This window comes from Pseudorhodoferax sp. LjRoot39, from assembly GCF_964253035.1.
In the GTDB taxonomy this organism is placed as follows: Bacteria; Pseudomonadota; Gammaproteobacteria; order Burkholderiales; family Burkholderiaceae_C; genus Pseudorhodoferax.
The window spans coordinates 3,591,573-3,607,100 of the sequence record NZ_CAXUQL020000001.1 but is presented as its reverse complement, the minus strand read 5'-3'; the positions used below and the strand labels follow the sequence as shown (position 1 = coordinate 3,607,100).

Here is a 15,528-nt window from a genome sequence, read left to right as displayed (position 1 = left end):
GCGCTCAGGCCACCGTGGCCGGCAGCGCGCCCGCGGCCCCGGCGTGCGCCCGGCGGTGCAGCAAGCCCAGCAGCGCCAGCCCAAGCAATGCCGCCGTGGGCGGCTCGGGCACCTCGGCCGGCGGTGCGTCGCTGGCAGCCAGGTAGAGATCGGAGACGCCGTTGCCATCGATGACGCGCAGGCCCAGCAGGAAGCGTCCGTCCTGCCAGGCCTGCAGCAGGTCGGCCAACACGCCGTCCAGGTTCAGCGCCAACTGCAGCGTGGGCCGGACATCGGGATCGTCGTACGCGAAGCCGAAGGCGAAGTCGGGCGCGATGCCGGCGCTGCCGGCCGGCAGCGCGACGCCCTGCCCCGGCGTCCCGCCGACTGGCTCCAGCACCACCGTGGCGCCGACCTCCTGCAGGGCCTGCTGCATCGCGGCCGCCGCGTCGCGGCCCGCGTTGGCCAGCAGCACGGATGGCGCCTCGTCCACGAGCTTCTTGGCCTGCGTCAAGCCGAGGTTGGTCAGGTCACGGACCACCTTGATGACGTTGAGCTTGCTGGCGCCGACGCTGGCCAGCACCACGTCGTAGCCCGTGGGGGCTGCGCCCGGCATGGTCACGCCCAGGTTCGCGCCGGCGGGGACCGAGGGGTCGGGGTAGCTGTTCAGCCTCACCTGTGCGCCGACGCTTTCCAGGGCCTGCTGGAGCTGCGCGTGGCCCGCGGACGTGCTGCCCGTGCGGACCACGCTGGGCGCGTTGTCCACCAGGTTCTTCGCCGCGCCGAGCGGGATGGCCAGAGCGTCCGACAAGGCCTTGATCACGGCGATCTTGTTGGCGCCGGGACTGGCCAGCACCACCTCGTGGACCTGGGTCTCGGACAGCCGCACCAGCGGACCGCCAGAGATGCTGTCGCGTGCGACGGCGCCCGTGCCGTCCTGCACATACAGGCCTGTGATCCGGGCCCCCGGGTCCGCCGCGGTGAACAACTGCAGCAAGGCCTGGCTGGCGCCGCTGCCGGGATTCAACGCAGCCGTGAAACGGCCCGCAGCCGCGCCCGTGCCGTTGTCCGTGGCCTTCTCGAACACGATGGGCGCGGCCTGCGCCGCAGACCACGGACCGCCGAGCAGCAGCCCGCAACACACCGCCCAGGCCACCGCAGCGGCGCGCACACAGCTTCTGACCATCGCCAGCCTCCAGCAAGGGAATTCCCGTGCCGGCGCACCCTGCGCCGCATGGGGACGCGCTGGAGTATCGGGAGACGGCGCGCGCGCGACCATCCCGTGATTGCGCATCCCGTGATCGCGGGACGCAGACGCGATGGCCTGGTGAGACTGGCCGCTCAGCCCAGAGCGCGGCGGCCCGCAGCCTCCAGCGCCGGCTTGACGCTCTCCAGCGCGCCGCCGCCATCGCAGGGGATCAGCGCGCCCGAGATGTAGCCCGCATACGGCGAGCCCAGGAACAGCGCCAGGTTGGCGATGTCGTCCAGGCTGCCGAAGCGCTGCAGCGGCACCTGCTCCTGCGCGAAGGCGCGGTCTTCGGCGGTCGGCGCCATGAGCTTGCGGAAGCCCTCGGTCCCATCGATGGGACCCGGCGAGATGGAGTTGACGCGGATGCCCTCGCCGCCCCACTCCAGCGCCAGCGTGCGCGTGAGCTGGTCCACGCCGGCCTTGGCGGCGCTCGCATGGGCCTGGTAGCGCATCGGCACGAAGGACTGCGGCGCCGTGATCTGGATCACCGAGGCGCCGGGCTTGCGCAGGTGCGCGTGGGCCTGGCGCAGCACGTGGAAGCTGCCGACCAGGTCGATGTCCACCACGACCTTGAAGCCGTTGGACGACATGGCCTCGGCCGCGCACAGGAAGTTGCCGGCCGCGCCCGAGACCAGCACGTCCACCGGCCCGAAGCGCGCCACCGACTGCGCAAAGGCCGCGCCCACGGCCTCGAAGTCGCGCACGTCGGCCACCACGCCATGCACCTCGCCGCCAGCCTCGCGCAGGCTGGCCACGGCGGCGTCCACGTTGTCCTGCTTGCGGCTGGCCACGGTGAGCTTCGCACCCTGGCGCGCAAAGGCCTGGGCCATGCCGAAGTTGATGCCCGTGGTGCCGCCGAACACGACGACATGGCGGCCTGTGTAGTCGAGATCGATCTGCATGCTAGTGGTAGCTGAAGCGCGGCACACCGGCGCCGCTGGCGTACAGCGCCAGCTTGCGGCTGCCCGCGAAGATGGACTTGGGCGTGAGCCCGTAGACCTGGCGGATCGAGTGGCTGAAGTGCGTGGAATCCGGGTAGCCCGCGTCCAGCGCGATGTCGGTCAGGTTGCTACTCTGCGTCACGTAGTACAGAAGGCTGCGCGCGCGTTGCCAGGTGCGAAAGCTGCGGAACGGCGAGCCGGTCTCGGCCTTGAACAGATGCAGGAAGCGCGAGACCGACAGGTGCGCGGCGGCGGCGCACTCCTGCGCAGAGACATGGCCATTCGGGTCGGACTTGATGCGGTCCAGCACGGCCAGCACCCGCGCATCCAGCGCCCGCGTGCGCAGCGGCGCGCCGAAGAAGGCTTCGTCGAACGCCGCCGTGCTGGCATAGCGGCGGTTGTCGGCACGGCCCAGGATGTCCAGCGCCTCGCGCATGCGCTGCAGCGCCGCCGGAGCGTCCACGGCGCCGCGGCCCACCCGCAGGTGCGGCGGCAGCGCCGCCAGGTCCACCGTCTCGGCCTCGACCAGCAGGTTGCAGATCATGCGTTCGCCCGAGACGATGCGGTGGCGCACGTAGGGCGGCACCACGGAGACCGCGCTGTCCTGCCAGTCGCCGCCGTCCACGCAGATGCGGTGCGTGCCGCGCAGCGACAGATAGACCGAGAAGCCACCGAAGCAGCGCACCGTGGGCTCGCCGAGCAGGCCCAGGTAGAGCACGCGGTCGGCGTTGATCCACATCATGCGCTGCCAGTCGGCGCCGGGCGGGCGGCGGACGGCCTGCAGGCCGGTGCCCTGGAAATCGATCTGCATGCCTTGTCTCCTGTTGCTGGTGTGCGCGGCGGGCGCCTCAGCGGTACTTTGCCAGTTCGAGTTTGCCGATCTGCGCGCAATGGACTTCGTCCGGGCCGTCGGCCAGGCGCAGCAGCCGGGCCGTGGCGTAGGCCGCGGCGATGCCCAGATCGTTGTTGGTGCCGCCGCCGCCATGTGCCTGGATCACCCAGTCGATGACCTGGCAGGCCATCTGCGGCGCCGCCACCTTGATCATCGCGATCTCGGCCTTGGCCGCCTTGTTGCCCACGGTGTCCATGCGGTGCGCGGCGTTGAGCGTGAGCAGCCGTGCCTGGTCGATCAGGATGCGCGACTGCGCGATGCGCTCCAGCGTCACGCCCTGCTGGGCCAGCGTCTTGCCGAAGGCCGTGCGCGTGAGGCTGCGCTTGCACATGCGTTCGAGCATGCGTTCCGCCAGGCCGATCAGCCGCATGCAGTGGTGGATGCGGCCCGGGCCGAGCCGGCCCTGCGCGATCTCGAAGCCGCGGCCCTCGCCCAGCAGCATGTGGGACACCGGCACACGCACGTTCTCGAAGACGACCTCGGAAGCCCGATCGGGCACGCCGTAGAAGCCGAACACCGGGATGGAGCGCAGCACCTTGACACCCGGCGTGTCCATGGGCACCAGCACCATGGACTGTTGCCGGTGGCGGTCGGCGTTGTCGGGATCGGACTTGCCCATGAAGATGCAGATGCGGCAGCGCGGGTCGGTCGCGTTGGTCGTGTACCACTTGTGGCCGTTGACCACGTAGTGGTCGCCATCGCGCACGATGGAGCTTTCGATGTTGGTCGCGTCGCTGGAGGCCACGGCCGGCTCGGTCATCGCGAAGCACGAGCGGATCTCGCCGGCCAGCAGCGGCTTCAACCAGCGCTCCTGGTGCTCGGGTGTGGCATAGCGTGCCAGCACCTCCATGTTGCCGGTGTCGGGCGCCGAGCAGTTGAAGACCTCGGGCGCCAGGTGCGAGCGGCCCATGATCTCGCACAGCGGCGCGTAGTCGAAGTTCGACAGGCCGGCCCCGTGCTCGGAGGCTGGCAGGAACAGGTTCCACAGGCCTGCCGCCCGCGCCAGCGGCTTGAGTTCGTCCAGCACCGGCGCGACCTTCCAGGGGCCGAGCTCCTCGGCCTCGCGGTAGTAGCGCTGCTCGTTGGGGTAGATGTGCGCCTCCATGAAGGCGGCGAGGCGCTGCTGCAGATCCTGGACCCTGGGCGAGAACTCGTACACATCGTCCTTTCGGGGCGGCTGGTGTGCCGCGTGTTGAAACAGGCGCGGTTGGCACCTGCAATGGCCGTGGATGGTAGGGCTGGATTGTCTGACAATCATCAGGGTTTGTCCGGCGTGCAAGCCGGCAGGCAAGAAGCCTTGTTCGCGAGCGTATGCGGCGCCCGAGCGGGCGGCTTGCGCCCAGGCGCTGCGGCCTGCGCGACAATGCGGGCGCCATGAAGTCCCTGCCCATCGTCCGCATCGCCCGCCTGGGCTGCTGTTGCGCCGCGCTGCTGCTGGCCTGCACCGCGCCTGCCCGGGCTCAGCCGGCTGCGGCCGAGGGCCTGGTGGCCGGAACCGTGCATGCACTGGAGGGGCGCCTGACCTACTACGCGCGCCGGCTCGCCGGCCGCCCGACGGCCAGCGGCGAACGCTTCGATCCCGAGAAGATGACCATGGCGCACGAGACCCTGCCTTTCGGCACGCTGGTGCGCGTGACCAACCTGCTCAACCGGCACAGCGTGGTGGTGCGCGTCAACGACCGCGGCGCCTGGAGCGCCGACCGCATCGGCGACGTCTCGACGGCCGCCGCGCGCGAACTGGGCATGCTGCGGCGCGGCGTCGTGCGCGCCCAGCTGGAGTTGGTCGAGGCCATCGACGGCCCGGCGGCATCTGCGCGGTAGCAGCCCGGCCGGTGGCGGCGTCGAGCCTGCCGACACAGGGGGCCATGTCCGCCGATATTGCCGGACAATCCAGGCCCGACGGCGTATGGTGCGAACTGCAGCGATGCACCGCACGCTTGTGGCGCAACGCACCCATCGCGCAGACCGAGGCCGACCTGTGAGCACAACCCCATCCCCGAGCGCGGCACGCGCCGCCTCGCGCACAGGCGCAGCAGCCGAGCGCCACCCGCGCAGCACGCCCGACCGCGTGGCCGATGCGATCAGCAAGGGCATCCTGATGCGCCGCTTCGCCGTGGGGCAGCGCCTCGTGGAAGCGGACCTCACGCGTGAGCTGCAGGTCAGCCGCAGCACGGTGCGCGAGGCCCTGCGCATCCTGGCCGCCAGCGGCGTGGTCGAACTCACGCCGCACCGCGGCGCCGTGATCCGTTCGCTCACGCACGAGGACGCGGCCAACCTGCTCGGCGTGCTGGAGGTGCTCTCGGGCCTGGCGGCGCGGCTGGCCGCGGCCCGCATCGGCGCTGGCGACAATGCGCGCCGCTTCGCGGCGGCGGCGCACAAGCTCGTCACCGCCGACACGCCCGAAGCCCTGGACCGCGTGCTCGATGCGCGCGCCAATTACTACAAGGTGATGTTCGACATCGCCGGCAACCAGGAGCTGGACCGCGTGCTGCCGCAATCGCGCGCCCACCTGTTCCGCGCCCAGTTCTACCATGCACTCACGGCCGCCGACCTGCGCGCCATGGTGGCCGAGTACCGCGGCATAACCGAGGCCATCCTGGCCGGCGACCAGGCCCTGGCCGAGAAGCGCATGCGCCGGCACCTGCAGAAATCGGGCGAGCGCACGCTGCCGCGCATGGCGCGGCTGTCGATCTAGCGCCACGGCCTGCACGGGCCGGCGCGCCCACAATGCGCGCATGCAGGCCCTCGCCACCGCCGCCGCCCGCGCGCTCGCCATCGGCGACGCGCTGGGCGCGCTGCGCCTCGTCGCGCTGCACGACGACCCGACCGCGCTGGCCCTGCGCGGCATCGCCATGGCCCAGCTCGGCGAGCACGGGCGCGCGCGCGAACTGCTGCGCCGCGCGGCACGCGGCTTCGGCCCGCGCGCCGCGGTGGCGCGGGCGCGCTGCGTGGTGGCCGAGGCCGAGATCGCGCTGGCCGTGCGCGACCTGGGCGGTTCCACGCGCCCGCTGCTGGCCGCCCTCGCCACGCTGCAGGCCCAGGGCGACCTGGCCAATGCGCTGCTGGCCCGGCTCGTCGCGGTGCGGCGTGCGCTGCTGCTGGGCCGGCTGGCCGAGGCGGCGCAGGCACTCGCGCCCTTGCAACCCGCACCCGCCATGCCGGCCCGGCTGCGCGCCGTGGCCGAACTCTGCGCGGCCGAACTCGACCTGCGCGCGCTGCGCACCGGCCCGGCGCGCGCCGCGCTGGCGCGCGCCCAGGCCGCCGCCGCGCAGGCCGGCGTGCCGGCCCTGCAGGCCGAGGTGCAGGCGGCCCGGACCGCGCTGGAACAGCCGGCCGCCCGGCGCGTGGACCAGGGCCGCGACGCGCCGCTGGCACTCGATGCGGTGGCCTCCCTGCTCGCCTCGGGCGCGCTGGTGGCCGATGGCTGCCGCCGTGGCCTGCAATGCGGCCCGCACTGGATCGCTCTGGCGCGCCGGCCCGTGCTGTTCACGCTCGCGCACGCGCTGGCCCAGGCCTGGCCCGGTGCGGCCGAGCGCGCGGCGCTGATCGCCACGGCCTTCCGCATCCGGCAGCCCGACGAGACGCACCGCGCCCGCCTGCGCGTGGAGCTGGGCCGGCTGCGCGCGCTGCTGCGGGGCCACGCGCTGGTCGAGGCCACGGCCACCGGCTATGCGCTGCGGCCGGCCGCGGGGCGCGCCGTCGCCGTGCTCGCACCGCCGATCGCGGGCGAGCAGGCCGCCCTGCTCGCGCTGCTGTCGGACGGCGCGGCCTGGTCCACCTCGGCCCTGGGCCTGGCGCTGGACGCGAGCCAGCGCACGGTGCAGCGCGCGCTGGTGGAACTCGCGGCGCAGGGCCGCGTGCGCGCCATCGGCCAGGCCCGCGCGCGGCGCTGGCTGGCGCCGCCGCTGGCCGGATTCACGACGGTCTTGTTACTCCCCACCGCGCTGCCCCCGGGCTAACAATGGCTTCACCCGGCGCCCTTCGCCGCCCCACAGGAAAAGCCCCATGTCCACCGCCACCCCAGCCCCCGTCCGCAGCGCCGAAGTCGTGCGCGAGTACGGCCCCTTCCCCGCCGCGCCACGCGTGCACGGCGTCTCGCACGACGGCCGCCAGGTCTGGGTCGCAACCGACGGCGCGCTGATCGCGGTCGACCCCGCCAGCGGCGAGCCCACGCGCCAACTGGACCGCGCCTGCGACGCCGGCACCGCCTGGGACGGCAAACATCTCTGGCAGATCGCCGGCGCGCGCATCGAGAAGCTCGACCCGGCCACGGGAGAGGTGCTGCACGCCATCCCCGCGCCCGGCGCCGGCAAGGACTCGGGCCTGACCTGGGCCGAGGGCCATCTCTGGGTCGGCCAGTACAGCGACCGCGCCATCCACCAGGTCGATCCGGCCACGGGCGCCGTGCTGCGCACCATCGCGTCCGACCGCTTCGTGACCGGCGTGACCTGGGTCGAGGGCGAACTCTGGCACGGCACCTGGGAACACGACGAGAGCGAACTGCGCCGCCTCGACCCGGCCAGCGGCGCCGTGCGCGAGCGCCTGCGCATGCCCGCCGGCCTGCATGTGAGCGGGCTGGAATGGGACGGCGCGGAGTTGTTCTACTGCGGTGGAGGGTCCAGTGGGAAGGTGCGTGCGGTGCGACGGCCGCGGGGCGGTTGAGTTGTTCGATGGCAGCTTGACGGCGGCCCCATAGGCAGCACGGCTGAGGGCCGTGCCCGGGGGGTGGAGTCGCATTCAACGGGCACAATAGCCTCTTACCTCCCCGCACCACACACCGTCCCTTCCCTTGGCCAGTTCAGACCAACTCAAGGCGCTCGTCAAGTCGCACATCAGTCGCGATGATGGGCAGTTCTTGTCGGTCGCCATGCAGGTGGCCGCGCACGAGGCGAAGCTGGGGCACGGCAAGCTGGCCCAGGAACTGCGCGACATGATCGATGCGGCCAAGGCACGTGTCGGCCAGGATGCATCGGGAAAGCTGGTCGCTATCGGCAGCGCCGCCAAGCCACAGGGCGAATTGGCCAGCCTGTTGATGGTGTCGCATCCGGCCAACCGCCTGGGGGACATGGTGCTGGACGAAGTAGCTGCTACCCAGCTCCATCGTGTGATCAGGGAACAGCGCCAGCTTGCCCGAATCAAAGAGCACGGGCTGGCGCCTCGCCGCAAGCTGCTGCTTGTTGGGCCGCCTGGAACCGGCAAGACCCTGACCGCCGCGGCCTTGGCGGGAGAGCTGGGTATTCCTCTGTTCCTGGTCCGCCTGGATTCGCTCATCACCAAATTCATGGGCGAGACCGCGGCCAAGCTCCGGCAGGTCTTCGACGCCATCACGGACATCCGTGGCGTCTACTTTTTCGATGAGTTCGACGCCATCGGTACGCAGCGCGGGATGGCGAATGATGTAGGCGAGATCCGCCGGGTCTTGAACAGCTTCCTGCAAATGATCGAGCAGGACACGTCGAACAGTTTGATCGTCGCCGCAACCAATCACGCCGAAATTCTGGACTATGCGCTCTTTCGCCGATTTGACGATGTGGTGGAGTACCACCTGCCATCGCCAGTCCAGGCGGTAGAACTTATTCGGTCGCGTCTGGGCCACTTCGTGCCCAAGCCCTTCCGAAAGGAAGCGCTGCATGGGCGGGCCGAAGGACTGAGCCACGCTGAAATATGTCGCGCAGTCGATGCGTCCATCAAAGACGCGATCCTGCATGACCAGACGAAAGTGCAACCAGCGGAGCTGGGGCGAGCCTTGGGGGAACGCCGCCTGATCAGTGCAAGGCTGACACACAACTCGAAGCACCCGTCAGTCCATGCCGGATCAACCACCCGATAGACACCCACACCTCGTTCTCGCGAACACATCGACCGCGCAGGCGTTCACAGCGCCGTCGTCTGGAGGAGGGTCGAGCGCTGTTCCGGTCCTCGACCGCGCTCAACACGGCAACGCACTCAAGGCCCAGCTGCTCGCGCTGCGCCCCCTCGCTCAGCAGGTCGTCGCAGTTCAACAAGCGCAGGGGCTGGAAAGCGGGCTTGGCCTGCAAGTTCAGTTTGTAGGGCAACCCGACGCGGCGCTGGCCTTCGAGAGCCTGGGCTACGAGCTTGGCAAGGACGCCCAGAAGAAAATCGAGGTGCTGAGCGTGCGTGTCGACGGCGGCACGACCTCTGCCAATGTCTTCGTTCCAGACGGCAAGCTGGCGCACTTCGAGAAATATGTCGAGGACTACCTTGCCGAGCGCAAGAACGTCAAGGGTCATGCACTCGATCACCATGCGCTGTTGAACACGATCTCGGCAATCCGTCGCGCCGAGGTCCGCGCACTGTGGACCGACGATCCAGCCCTGCTGCCGCTGGACACGGCTGAATCCATCTGGTGGGAGGTCTGGCTGCCCGTACGCGGTGACCGCCAGGCGGTGCTCGCCGACTTCCGAAAGCTGGCGGCGCTGGCCCAATGCCATGTCAGCGAGCACCACATCAGTTTTCCCGAGCGCACCATCGTGCTGATGTTCGGCTCGGAACAGCAGTTCTCAACCTCGGTCATGACGCTCAATTGCGTGGCAGAGCTGCGCCGGGCCAAGGAAACCGCCCACTTCTTCGACGGCATGACGCCGCCCGAGCAGCAGGAGTGGGTGGGCGAAGCCCTCGCCCGCTTGACCGTGGCGACCGACGACGACGCGACGCCCCGGGTGTGCCTGCTGGACTCGGGTGTCAACCGAGGTCACCCGCTGCTGTCCCCATTCATCGCCAGCGCAGACCTGTACACCGTGAATCCAACCTGGGGCGTTGACGACACTGCCAACCACGGAACCGGCCTTGCCGGGCTCGTGGCGCTGGGCGATCTGTCTGCAGCGCTGGCCGCGGACGGCCCGCTGGCGGTGGCGCACCGCCTGGAGTCCGTGAAGCTCACGCCAGAGCAGGGTGCAAATCCCGGCGATGCGCGGCACCACGGCTATCTGTTTGCGGATGCGGTCTCGCAGCCCGAGACCACTGCCCCCCATCGACCACGGGTGTTCACGTCGGCGGTCACCTCCGACGATGACCGAGACCGAGGCCGTCCTTCGGCCTGGTCGGCGACCGTGGATCGACTTGCCAGTGACTACGACGGCAACGGCGAGTTTCCTCGCCTCTTCGTGTTGTGCGCCGGCAATACCGAAGACGCGCAGTCCTGGAACACCTACCCGGCCAGCCTGGGTTCACGCGGCATTCGCGATCCTGGCCAGGCCTGGAATGCACTGACAGTCGGCGCCTGCACAGACAAGGTCACCATCACCGAGCCTGATGCACAAGGCCTCGTGCCCGTGGCGCCGCGTGGCGGCCTCAGCCCGTACACGCGCACGTCGAACGGCTGGCATTCGGCGTGGCCCTTGAAGCCCGACGTGGTCTTCGAAGGCGGCAACGCCGGCAAGGATGCGCGCGGCGCCATCGGCGTCACCAGCCTGCACCTTCTCACAATGCACAACCTCCCGCTGGAGCGCCTGTTCACGACCACCAATGCGACCAGCGCTGCGTCAGCACTCGGCGCCCGCATGGCGGCGCAACTGATGGCGGCCTATCCAAGGTTGCGGCCCGAGACGATCCGGGCGCTGATCGTCCACTCAGCCGAATGGACCACCGCCATGAAGGCGGGCTACCTGCCCGCGCACGGCCACGCCAGCAAAGCCGACCATGTGAACTTGATCCGTCACTGCGGTTGGGGGCGTGCCCAGTCTGGAGCGTGCGCTCTGGAGCGCAGGCAACTCCCTGACGCTGGTCGTCGAGGACATGGTGCGCCCTTTCCAGAAGGTCACCGGCAAAGGCGTCGTCAGCCGCGACATGAACCTGCACGCCCTACCTTGGCCGAAGGAGCAACTGCTGGCCCTGCCGCCAGACACCCAGGTCGAGCTGTGCGTCACCCTGTCGTACTTCATCGAGCCCAACCCATCGGCCCGCGGCACGTCGTCGAAATTCCACTACCCCTCACATCGGCTGCGTTTTGATGTGCAGCGCCCGCTCGACGCGACCACCGACGACTTCGTCGCGCGCATCAACGCGGCGGCCGAGCGGGAAGACGACGGCGACCCCATCGACCCACGCGACCCGAACTGGCTTCTGGGCGACAGGCAACGCCACCGGGGATCGCTGCACCAAGATATCTGGTGCGGCGTCGCCGCCGAACTGGCCAACCGTGGCTTCATCGCTGTGTACCCTGCCAAAGGCTGGTGGCGCACGCGCCCAGCGCAGGAGCGCTACGACCTGCCCGCCCGCTACAGCCTCGTCGTCTCCATCCGCACGCCAGAGTCCGACGTGGACCTCTACACCCCCGTCGCCCAACAGGTGGCAGCGCAGGCGGCCGTGCCCGTCGTCATCACCACCTGAACCCACTTTCGAAAGCTAGAACCCCGCATGCTCACCGGCGAACTCCGCAGCCAAGTCGACGCCATCTGGAATGCCTTCTGGACCTGCGGCATCTCCAACCCGATGGCGGTGATCGAGCAGATCACCTATCTTCCCTCTGACGAGGTGTCGGCGCTGGTGAATCTCCTGCAAGACATTCGAGCGCGTGCGGCCGCTTGACCGGTGGTTCGTCAGCGCCCAACAGCGGCGGCTTCGTACGTCTTTCGCAGTGCACGTTCTGACATACGCTCAGGTTCTTGTATGAAGCGAATCAAGGGTTGCCATGCAGCGCAAGCGCGCGCCCATGCGCTAGCGATCGCGATGTCAGTTTTCTGGTAGCTCGTCCGCAAGCTCGGACTTCTGCCATAGGCGCACACCAGACACCCGCAGAGCGACGAACTTTTCATTTTCCGTGCCGCAAGTTCCGGAAGCCGCCCTTTCCCTGGCATCCAACATGAGTGACTACGCAGAGCGCGCGCGCAAGCCCCGCAGCCGCCCCACGATCCCCGTCGGAAAGAAATACACCGCCAGCACGAACACCACCCCCAGCCACAGCATCCACCGGTCCGGATGGAACAGCTCGGGCAGCAGCAGCAAGCCTTTGGCGCCCGCGCTCACGCCGCCCAGCAGGCTCTGCAGGTAGTTCTCGGCCACCACGTACAGCGTGACGCCGACCACCGCGCCGTAGACCGTGCCCAGGCCGCCGATCACGGCCATGAGCAGGATGTTGAGCATGACGTTGAAGCCCACCGTGGTCTGCGGCCCCACGTAGCGCAGCCACAGCGCCATCAGCACGCCGGCGCAGGCCGCGATGGCGGCCGCCAGGCAGTTGATGACGATGCGGTAGTGCAGCGTGCGGTAGCCGATCGCCTCGGCGCGGAAGTCGTTCTCGCGGATGGCCTCCAGCACGCGGCCGAAGCGCGAATTGACCACGCGCAGCATCAGCAGGAACAGCAGCACCGAGACCGCGAACACCAGGTAGTAGACGAACACCTTGCCGTTGACCGTGACGCCGAACACATCGTCCTCGAACGGCCGGAACGCCGGCATCAGCACCTCGGGCAGGCGGAAGCTGCGGCCGTCGTCGCCGCCGGTCAGGTCCGACAGGCGCAGCACCAGCGCACCGAAGGCCGCGCCAAAGGCCAGCGTCATCATGGTGTAGAAGATCGCGCGCACGCGCAGCGAGATCAGCGCGATCAGGAAGGACAGCAGCACCGCCACTGCGACCGATGCCAGCGTGCCCAGCGCCATCGCGCCCCAGGTCGGCCCGAGGCTGTGCATGGCGATGGCCACGCCGTAGGCGCCGATGCCGTAGAACATGGCGTGCGCGAACGAGACCACGCCGCAGTAGCCCAGCAGCAGGTCGAACGAGGCCACCAGCACCACGAACACACAGATGGTGGCCGCAACGTTGAGCGCCCGCGCACCGGGGAACAGGAAGGGCGCGCTCGCCAGGTACAGCAGGATCAGCAGCAGCACGCCCGACAGCACGCGGCTGCGTGGGAAGTCGCCGGACAACAGGTGTGTGAGCATGGTCAGTGTTGATTCACGGGGTACAGACCCTGCGGGCGCCACAGCAGCACGCCGGTCATCACGAGGATGTTGGAGACCAGCGCCAGGTCCGGCAGCAGGAAGCCCACGTAGTTGGTGGCCAGCGCGATCAGCATGGCGCCAGCGAAGCAGCCAGCGACCGAGCCCAGCCCGCCGATCACCACGATGATCAGCATCTGCACCAGCACCTCGGCGCCGATGGCCACCGTGAACTGCTCGCGGTAGAAGGCCCACATCACGCCGCCCAGGCCGGCCAGCGCCGAGCCGGCCACGAACACGCCGACGAAGATGCCGCGCACGCGGTAGCCCAGCGCCTCGACCATGGCGCGGTTCTCCACGCCGGCGCGGATCAACAGGCCGATGCGCGTGCGGCCGAGCAGCAGCGTGAGCGCCACGAACACCACGGCGCCCACGCCGACCGCCACCAGCCGGTAGCGCTCGATGCCCACCTCGCCGATGACGACGGAGCCGCGCACGGCCTCGGGCAGCGGCAGCAGCATCTGGTTCACGCCGAACAGCACCAGCACCAGCTGCTCGACGATGATCATGGAGCCGATGGTCACGAGGATCTGCTTCAGGTGGTCGCCATAGGCCGGCTTGATGAACAGCCGCTCGTAGACCCAGCCCAGCGCGGCAGTGACGGCCATGGCGGCCGCGATCACGGCCACGATGGCGACGAGGCTCGCGCCCACCGAAGGCGACGCCAGCAGACCCTTGAGCGGCCCCACCAGCAGCGTGGCCGTGTAGGCGCCCACGGCCACGAAGGCGGCATGGCCCAGGTTCATCACGTCCATGAGGCCGAACACCAGCGTGAGCCCGCTGGCCATGATGAACAGCATCATGCCCATGGCCAGCGCGGCCACGGTCAGCGTGATCCAGGTCGGCACGCTGCCGATCAGCGGCAGCGCCAGTGCGATGAAGCCGACGATCATGGCGGCCGGCAGCCAGTCGCGCTGGCGGCCCGGCAGGGGTTCGGGCGCGGCGGTGGCCTGGGGAGCTTCGACGACGGCCATGGTGTCTCCAGCGAATGTGCGCATCAGTGGACCGCTCCCGCGTGGAGACCGAGCAGGCGGGACTGCAGGGCTTCGTCGGCCGACAGCTCGGCCATCGCGCCGGTGTGCACGATGCGGCCGTCGTCCATCACGGCCACGTGCTCGCCCAGGCCGCGCACGAAGTGGAAGTTCTGCTCCACCAGCAGGATGGTGGTGTCGCGCACCTTCAGGTCCTCGAAGGCCTGGGCCAGGTTGTCGATGATGGCCGGCGCCAGGCCCTTGGTCGGCTCGTCGATGAGCAGCAGCTGGCGCGGCTCGACGATGGCGCGCGCAATGGCCAGCATCTGCTTCTGCCCGCCCGAGAGCAGGCCGCCGGGCCGCAGCCAGAAGCGCTTGAGCGCGGGGAACAGGCCGAAGATCCAGTCCAGCCGCGCCTGATCGAAGCGCCCCGCGATGGCGGCCAGGCGCAGGTTCTCCTGCACCGTGAGGCCGGCGAAGATGCCCATGTCCTCGGGCACGAAGGCGATGCCGGCGCGCGCGATGTCGGGTGTGCTGGCAGCGGTGATGTCGCGGCCCGCGAACGTGGTGCGGCCGCGGCTGGCCTGCCACAGGCCCATGATGGTGCGCAGCGTGGTGCTCTTGCCGGCGCCGTTGCGGCCCAGCAGCACCGTGAGCGCGCCGCGCGGCACGGCCAGGTCCACGCCCTGCAGGATGTGGTACTCGCCGATGTGGGTGTGCACGCCTTCCAGGCGCAACAAGGGCTCAGACATGGGCCACCTCCTTGCCCTTGTCCTTGTGCTTGCGCCGCACGCCCAGGTAGGCCTCTTGCACGATGGGCGAGGCCATCACCTCGGCCGGCAGCCCATCGGCCACCAGGCGGCCGTTGTGCAGCACCACGATGCGGTCGGCAAGCGTTTGGATCACGTCCATCTTGTGCTCCACGAGCAGGATGGTCTTGTCGCCGCGCGCCTTGAGGCGCCGGATCAGCTCCAGGATCACCGGCACCTCGTCCACGCTCATGCCGGCCGTGGGCTCGTCGAACATCACCACCTCGGGTTCCAGCGCCATCAGCATGGCCACCTCCAGCTTGCGCTTGTCGCCGTGCGGCAGCTTGGCCGCCTGGTCGTCGCGCCGCGCGGCCAGGCCCACCTGCTCCAGGCAGGCCTCGGCCTCTTCGATGAGGTCAGCGCGCTGGCGCCAAAGCGCCAGCATGTTGAAGCCGGCGCGGTGGCGGCTCTGCACGGCCAGGCGCACGTTCTCGCCCACCGACAGGCGCGGGAACAGGTTGGTGAGCTGGAACGCCCGGCCGATGCCGCGCGTGGTGCGCTGCGCGGCACTCAGGCGCGTGATGTCCTCGCCCTTGTAGAGCACCTGGCCCGCGCTGGCCTGGAGCTGGCCCGACAGCAGGTTGAAGTAGGTGGTCTTGCCGGCACCGTTGGGGCCGACGATGGCGGTCAAGGTGCCGGCCGCGAATGCGGTGCTGACATCGTCCACGGCCGCGTGGCCGCCGAAGCGGATGCCCAGACCGCGACTGGCCAGCGCGGGGGTGCTCGCCAT

The 15,528-nt window shown here is 69.8% G+C and carries 16 protein-coding genes; 8 read left to right on the top strand and 8 right to left on the bottom strand.

What is annotated here, in order from left to right; genetic code table 11:
• Positions 1-4 precede the first annotated feature (4 nt).
• From ACSQ4M_RS16780 to ACSQ4M_RS16765, 4 genes are all read right to left on the bottom strand, one after another.
• Entirely contained in the window at positions 5-1,165 is a 1,161-nt protein-coding gene (locus tag ACSQ4M_RS16780; RefSeq protein ID WP_436190572.1) for a ribosomal protein L7/L12, read from the bottom strand.
• A 155-nt stretch (positions 1,166-1,320) separates the two neighbouring features.
• Positions 1,321-2,130, bottom strand: coding sequence for an SDR family oxidoreductase (locus ACSQ4M_RS16775; RefSeq protein WP_436190571.1), 810 nt, complete (start codon positions 2,128-2,130; stop codon positions 1,321-1,323).
• 1 nt (position 2,131) lies between these two features.
• A complete protein-coding gene (locus ACSQ4M_RS16770) occupies positions 2,132-2,980 on the bottom strand; it encodes a helix-turn-helix domain-containing protein (protein ID WP_436190570.1) in 849 nt (282 codons plus the stop codon).
• A 37-nt stretch (positions 2,981-3,017) separates the two neighbouring features.
• Complete coding sequence (locus ACSQ4M_RS16765) at positions 3,018-4,220, bottom strand: acyl-CoA dehydrogenase family protein (protein WP_436190569.1); 1,203 nt, start codon at positions 4,218-4,220, stop codon at positions 3,018-3,020.
• Positions 4,221-4,435: 215 nt separating this feature from the next.
• Between ACSQ4M_RS16765 and ACSQ4M_RS16760 the strand changes: the two genes are divergently transcribed.
• The 8 genes from ACSQ4M_RS16760 (at position 4,436) to ACSQ4M_RS16725 (ending at position 11,608) form a co-directional block, all read left to right on the top strand.
• A complete protein-coding gene (locus tag ACSQ4M_RS16760; RefSeq protein WP_436190568.1) occupies positions 4,436-4,882 on the top strand; it encodes a septal ring lytic transglycosylase RlpA family protein in 447 nt (148 codons plus the stop codon).
• A gap of 157 nt (positions 4,883-5,039) precedes the next feature.
• Positions 5,040-5,756, top strand: a complete 717-nt coding sequence (locus tag ACSQ4M_RS16755; protein ID WP_436190567.1) for a GntR family transcriptional regulator — start codon at positions 5,040-5,042, stop codon at positions 5,754-5,756.
• A gap of 40 nt (positions 5,757-5,796) precedes the next feature.
• Positions 5,797-7,020 carry a helix-turn-helix domain-containing protein gene (locus ACSQ4M_RS16750; protein ID WP_436190566.1) on the top strand — a complete coding sequence of 408 codons (1,224 nt, stop codon included), beginning with the start codon at positions 5,797-5,799 and terminating at the stop codon, positions 7,018-7,020.
• A gap of 46 nt (positions 7,021-7,066) precedes the next feature.
• Positions 7,067-7,723, top strand: a complete 657-nt coding sequence (locus tag ACSQ4M_RS16745) for a Vgb family protein (RefSeq protein ID WP_436190565.1) — start codon at positions 7,067-7,069, stop codon at positions 7,721-7,723.
• A gap of 127 nt (positions 7,724-7,850) precedes the next feature.
• Positions 7,851-8,891, top strand: coding sequence for an AAA family ATPase (locus tag ACSQ4M_RS16740; RefSeq protein WP_436190564.1), 1,041 nt, complete (start codon positions 7,851-7,853; stop codon positions 8,889-8,891).
• Positions 8,869-11,031, top strand: a complete 2,163-nt coding sequence (locus ACSQ4M_RS16735) for a S8 family peptidase (protein WP_436190563.1) — start codon at positions 8,869-8,871, stop codon at positions 11,029-11,031. Before ACSQ4M_RS16740 ends, ACSQ4M_RS16735 begins: the two co-directional genes overlap by 23 nt.
• Position 11,032: 1 nt before the next feature.
• Entirely contained in the window at positions 11,033-11,410 is a 378-nt protein-coding gene (locus tag ACSQ4M_RS16730; protein ID WP_436190562.1) for a hypothetical protein, read from the top strand.
• Positions 11,411-11,437: 27 nt separating this feature from the next.
• Positions 11,438-11,608, top strand: coding sequence for a hypothetical protein (locus ACSQ4M_RS16725; RefSeq protein ID WP_436190561.1), 171 nt, complete (start codon positions 11,438-11,440; stop codon positions 11,606-11,608).
• A gap of 282 nt (positions 11,609-11,890) precedes the next feature.
• Here ACSQ4M_RS16725 and ACSQ4M_RS16720 read toward each other — a convergent pair whose 3' ends face one another.
• From ACSQ4M_RS16720 to ACSQ4M_RS16705, 4 genes are read right to left on the bottom strand one after another with little or no spacing between them, the layout of a single operon-like run.
• Positions 11,891-12,961, bottom strand: coding sequence for a branched-chain amino acid ABC transporter permease (locus ACSQ4M_RS16720; protein WP_436190560.1), 1,071 nt, complete (start codon positions 12,959-12,961; stop codon positions 11,891-11,893).
• A 2-nt stretch (positions 12,962-12,963) separates the two neighbouring features.
• On the bottom strand, positions 12,964-13,992 hold the full coding sequence (locus ACSQ4M_RS16715; protein WP_436190559.1) for a branched-chain amino acid ABC transporter permease: 1,029 nt from the start codon (positions 13,990-13,992) through the stop codon (positions 12,964-12,966).
• A 23-nt stretch (positions 13,993-14,015) separates the two neighbouring features.
• Complete coding sequence (locus ACSQ4M_RS16710; protein WP_436190558.1) at positions 14,016-14,741, bottom strand: ABC transporter ATP-binding protein; 726 nt, start codon at positions 14,739-14,741, stop codon at positions 14,016-14,018.
• Complete coding sequence (locus ACSQ4M_RS16705) at positions 14,734-15,528, bottom strand: ABC transporter ATP-binding protein (protein WP_436190557.1); 795 nt, start codon at positions 15,526-15,528, stop codon at positions 14,734-14,736. Before ACSQ4M_RS16705 ends, ACSQ4M_RS16710 begins: the two co-directional genes overlap by 8 nt.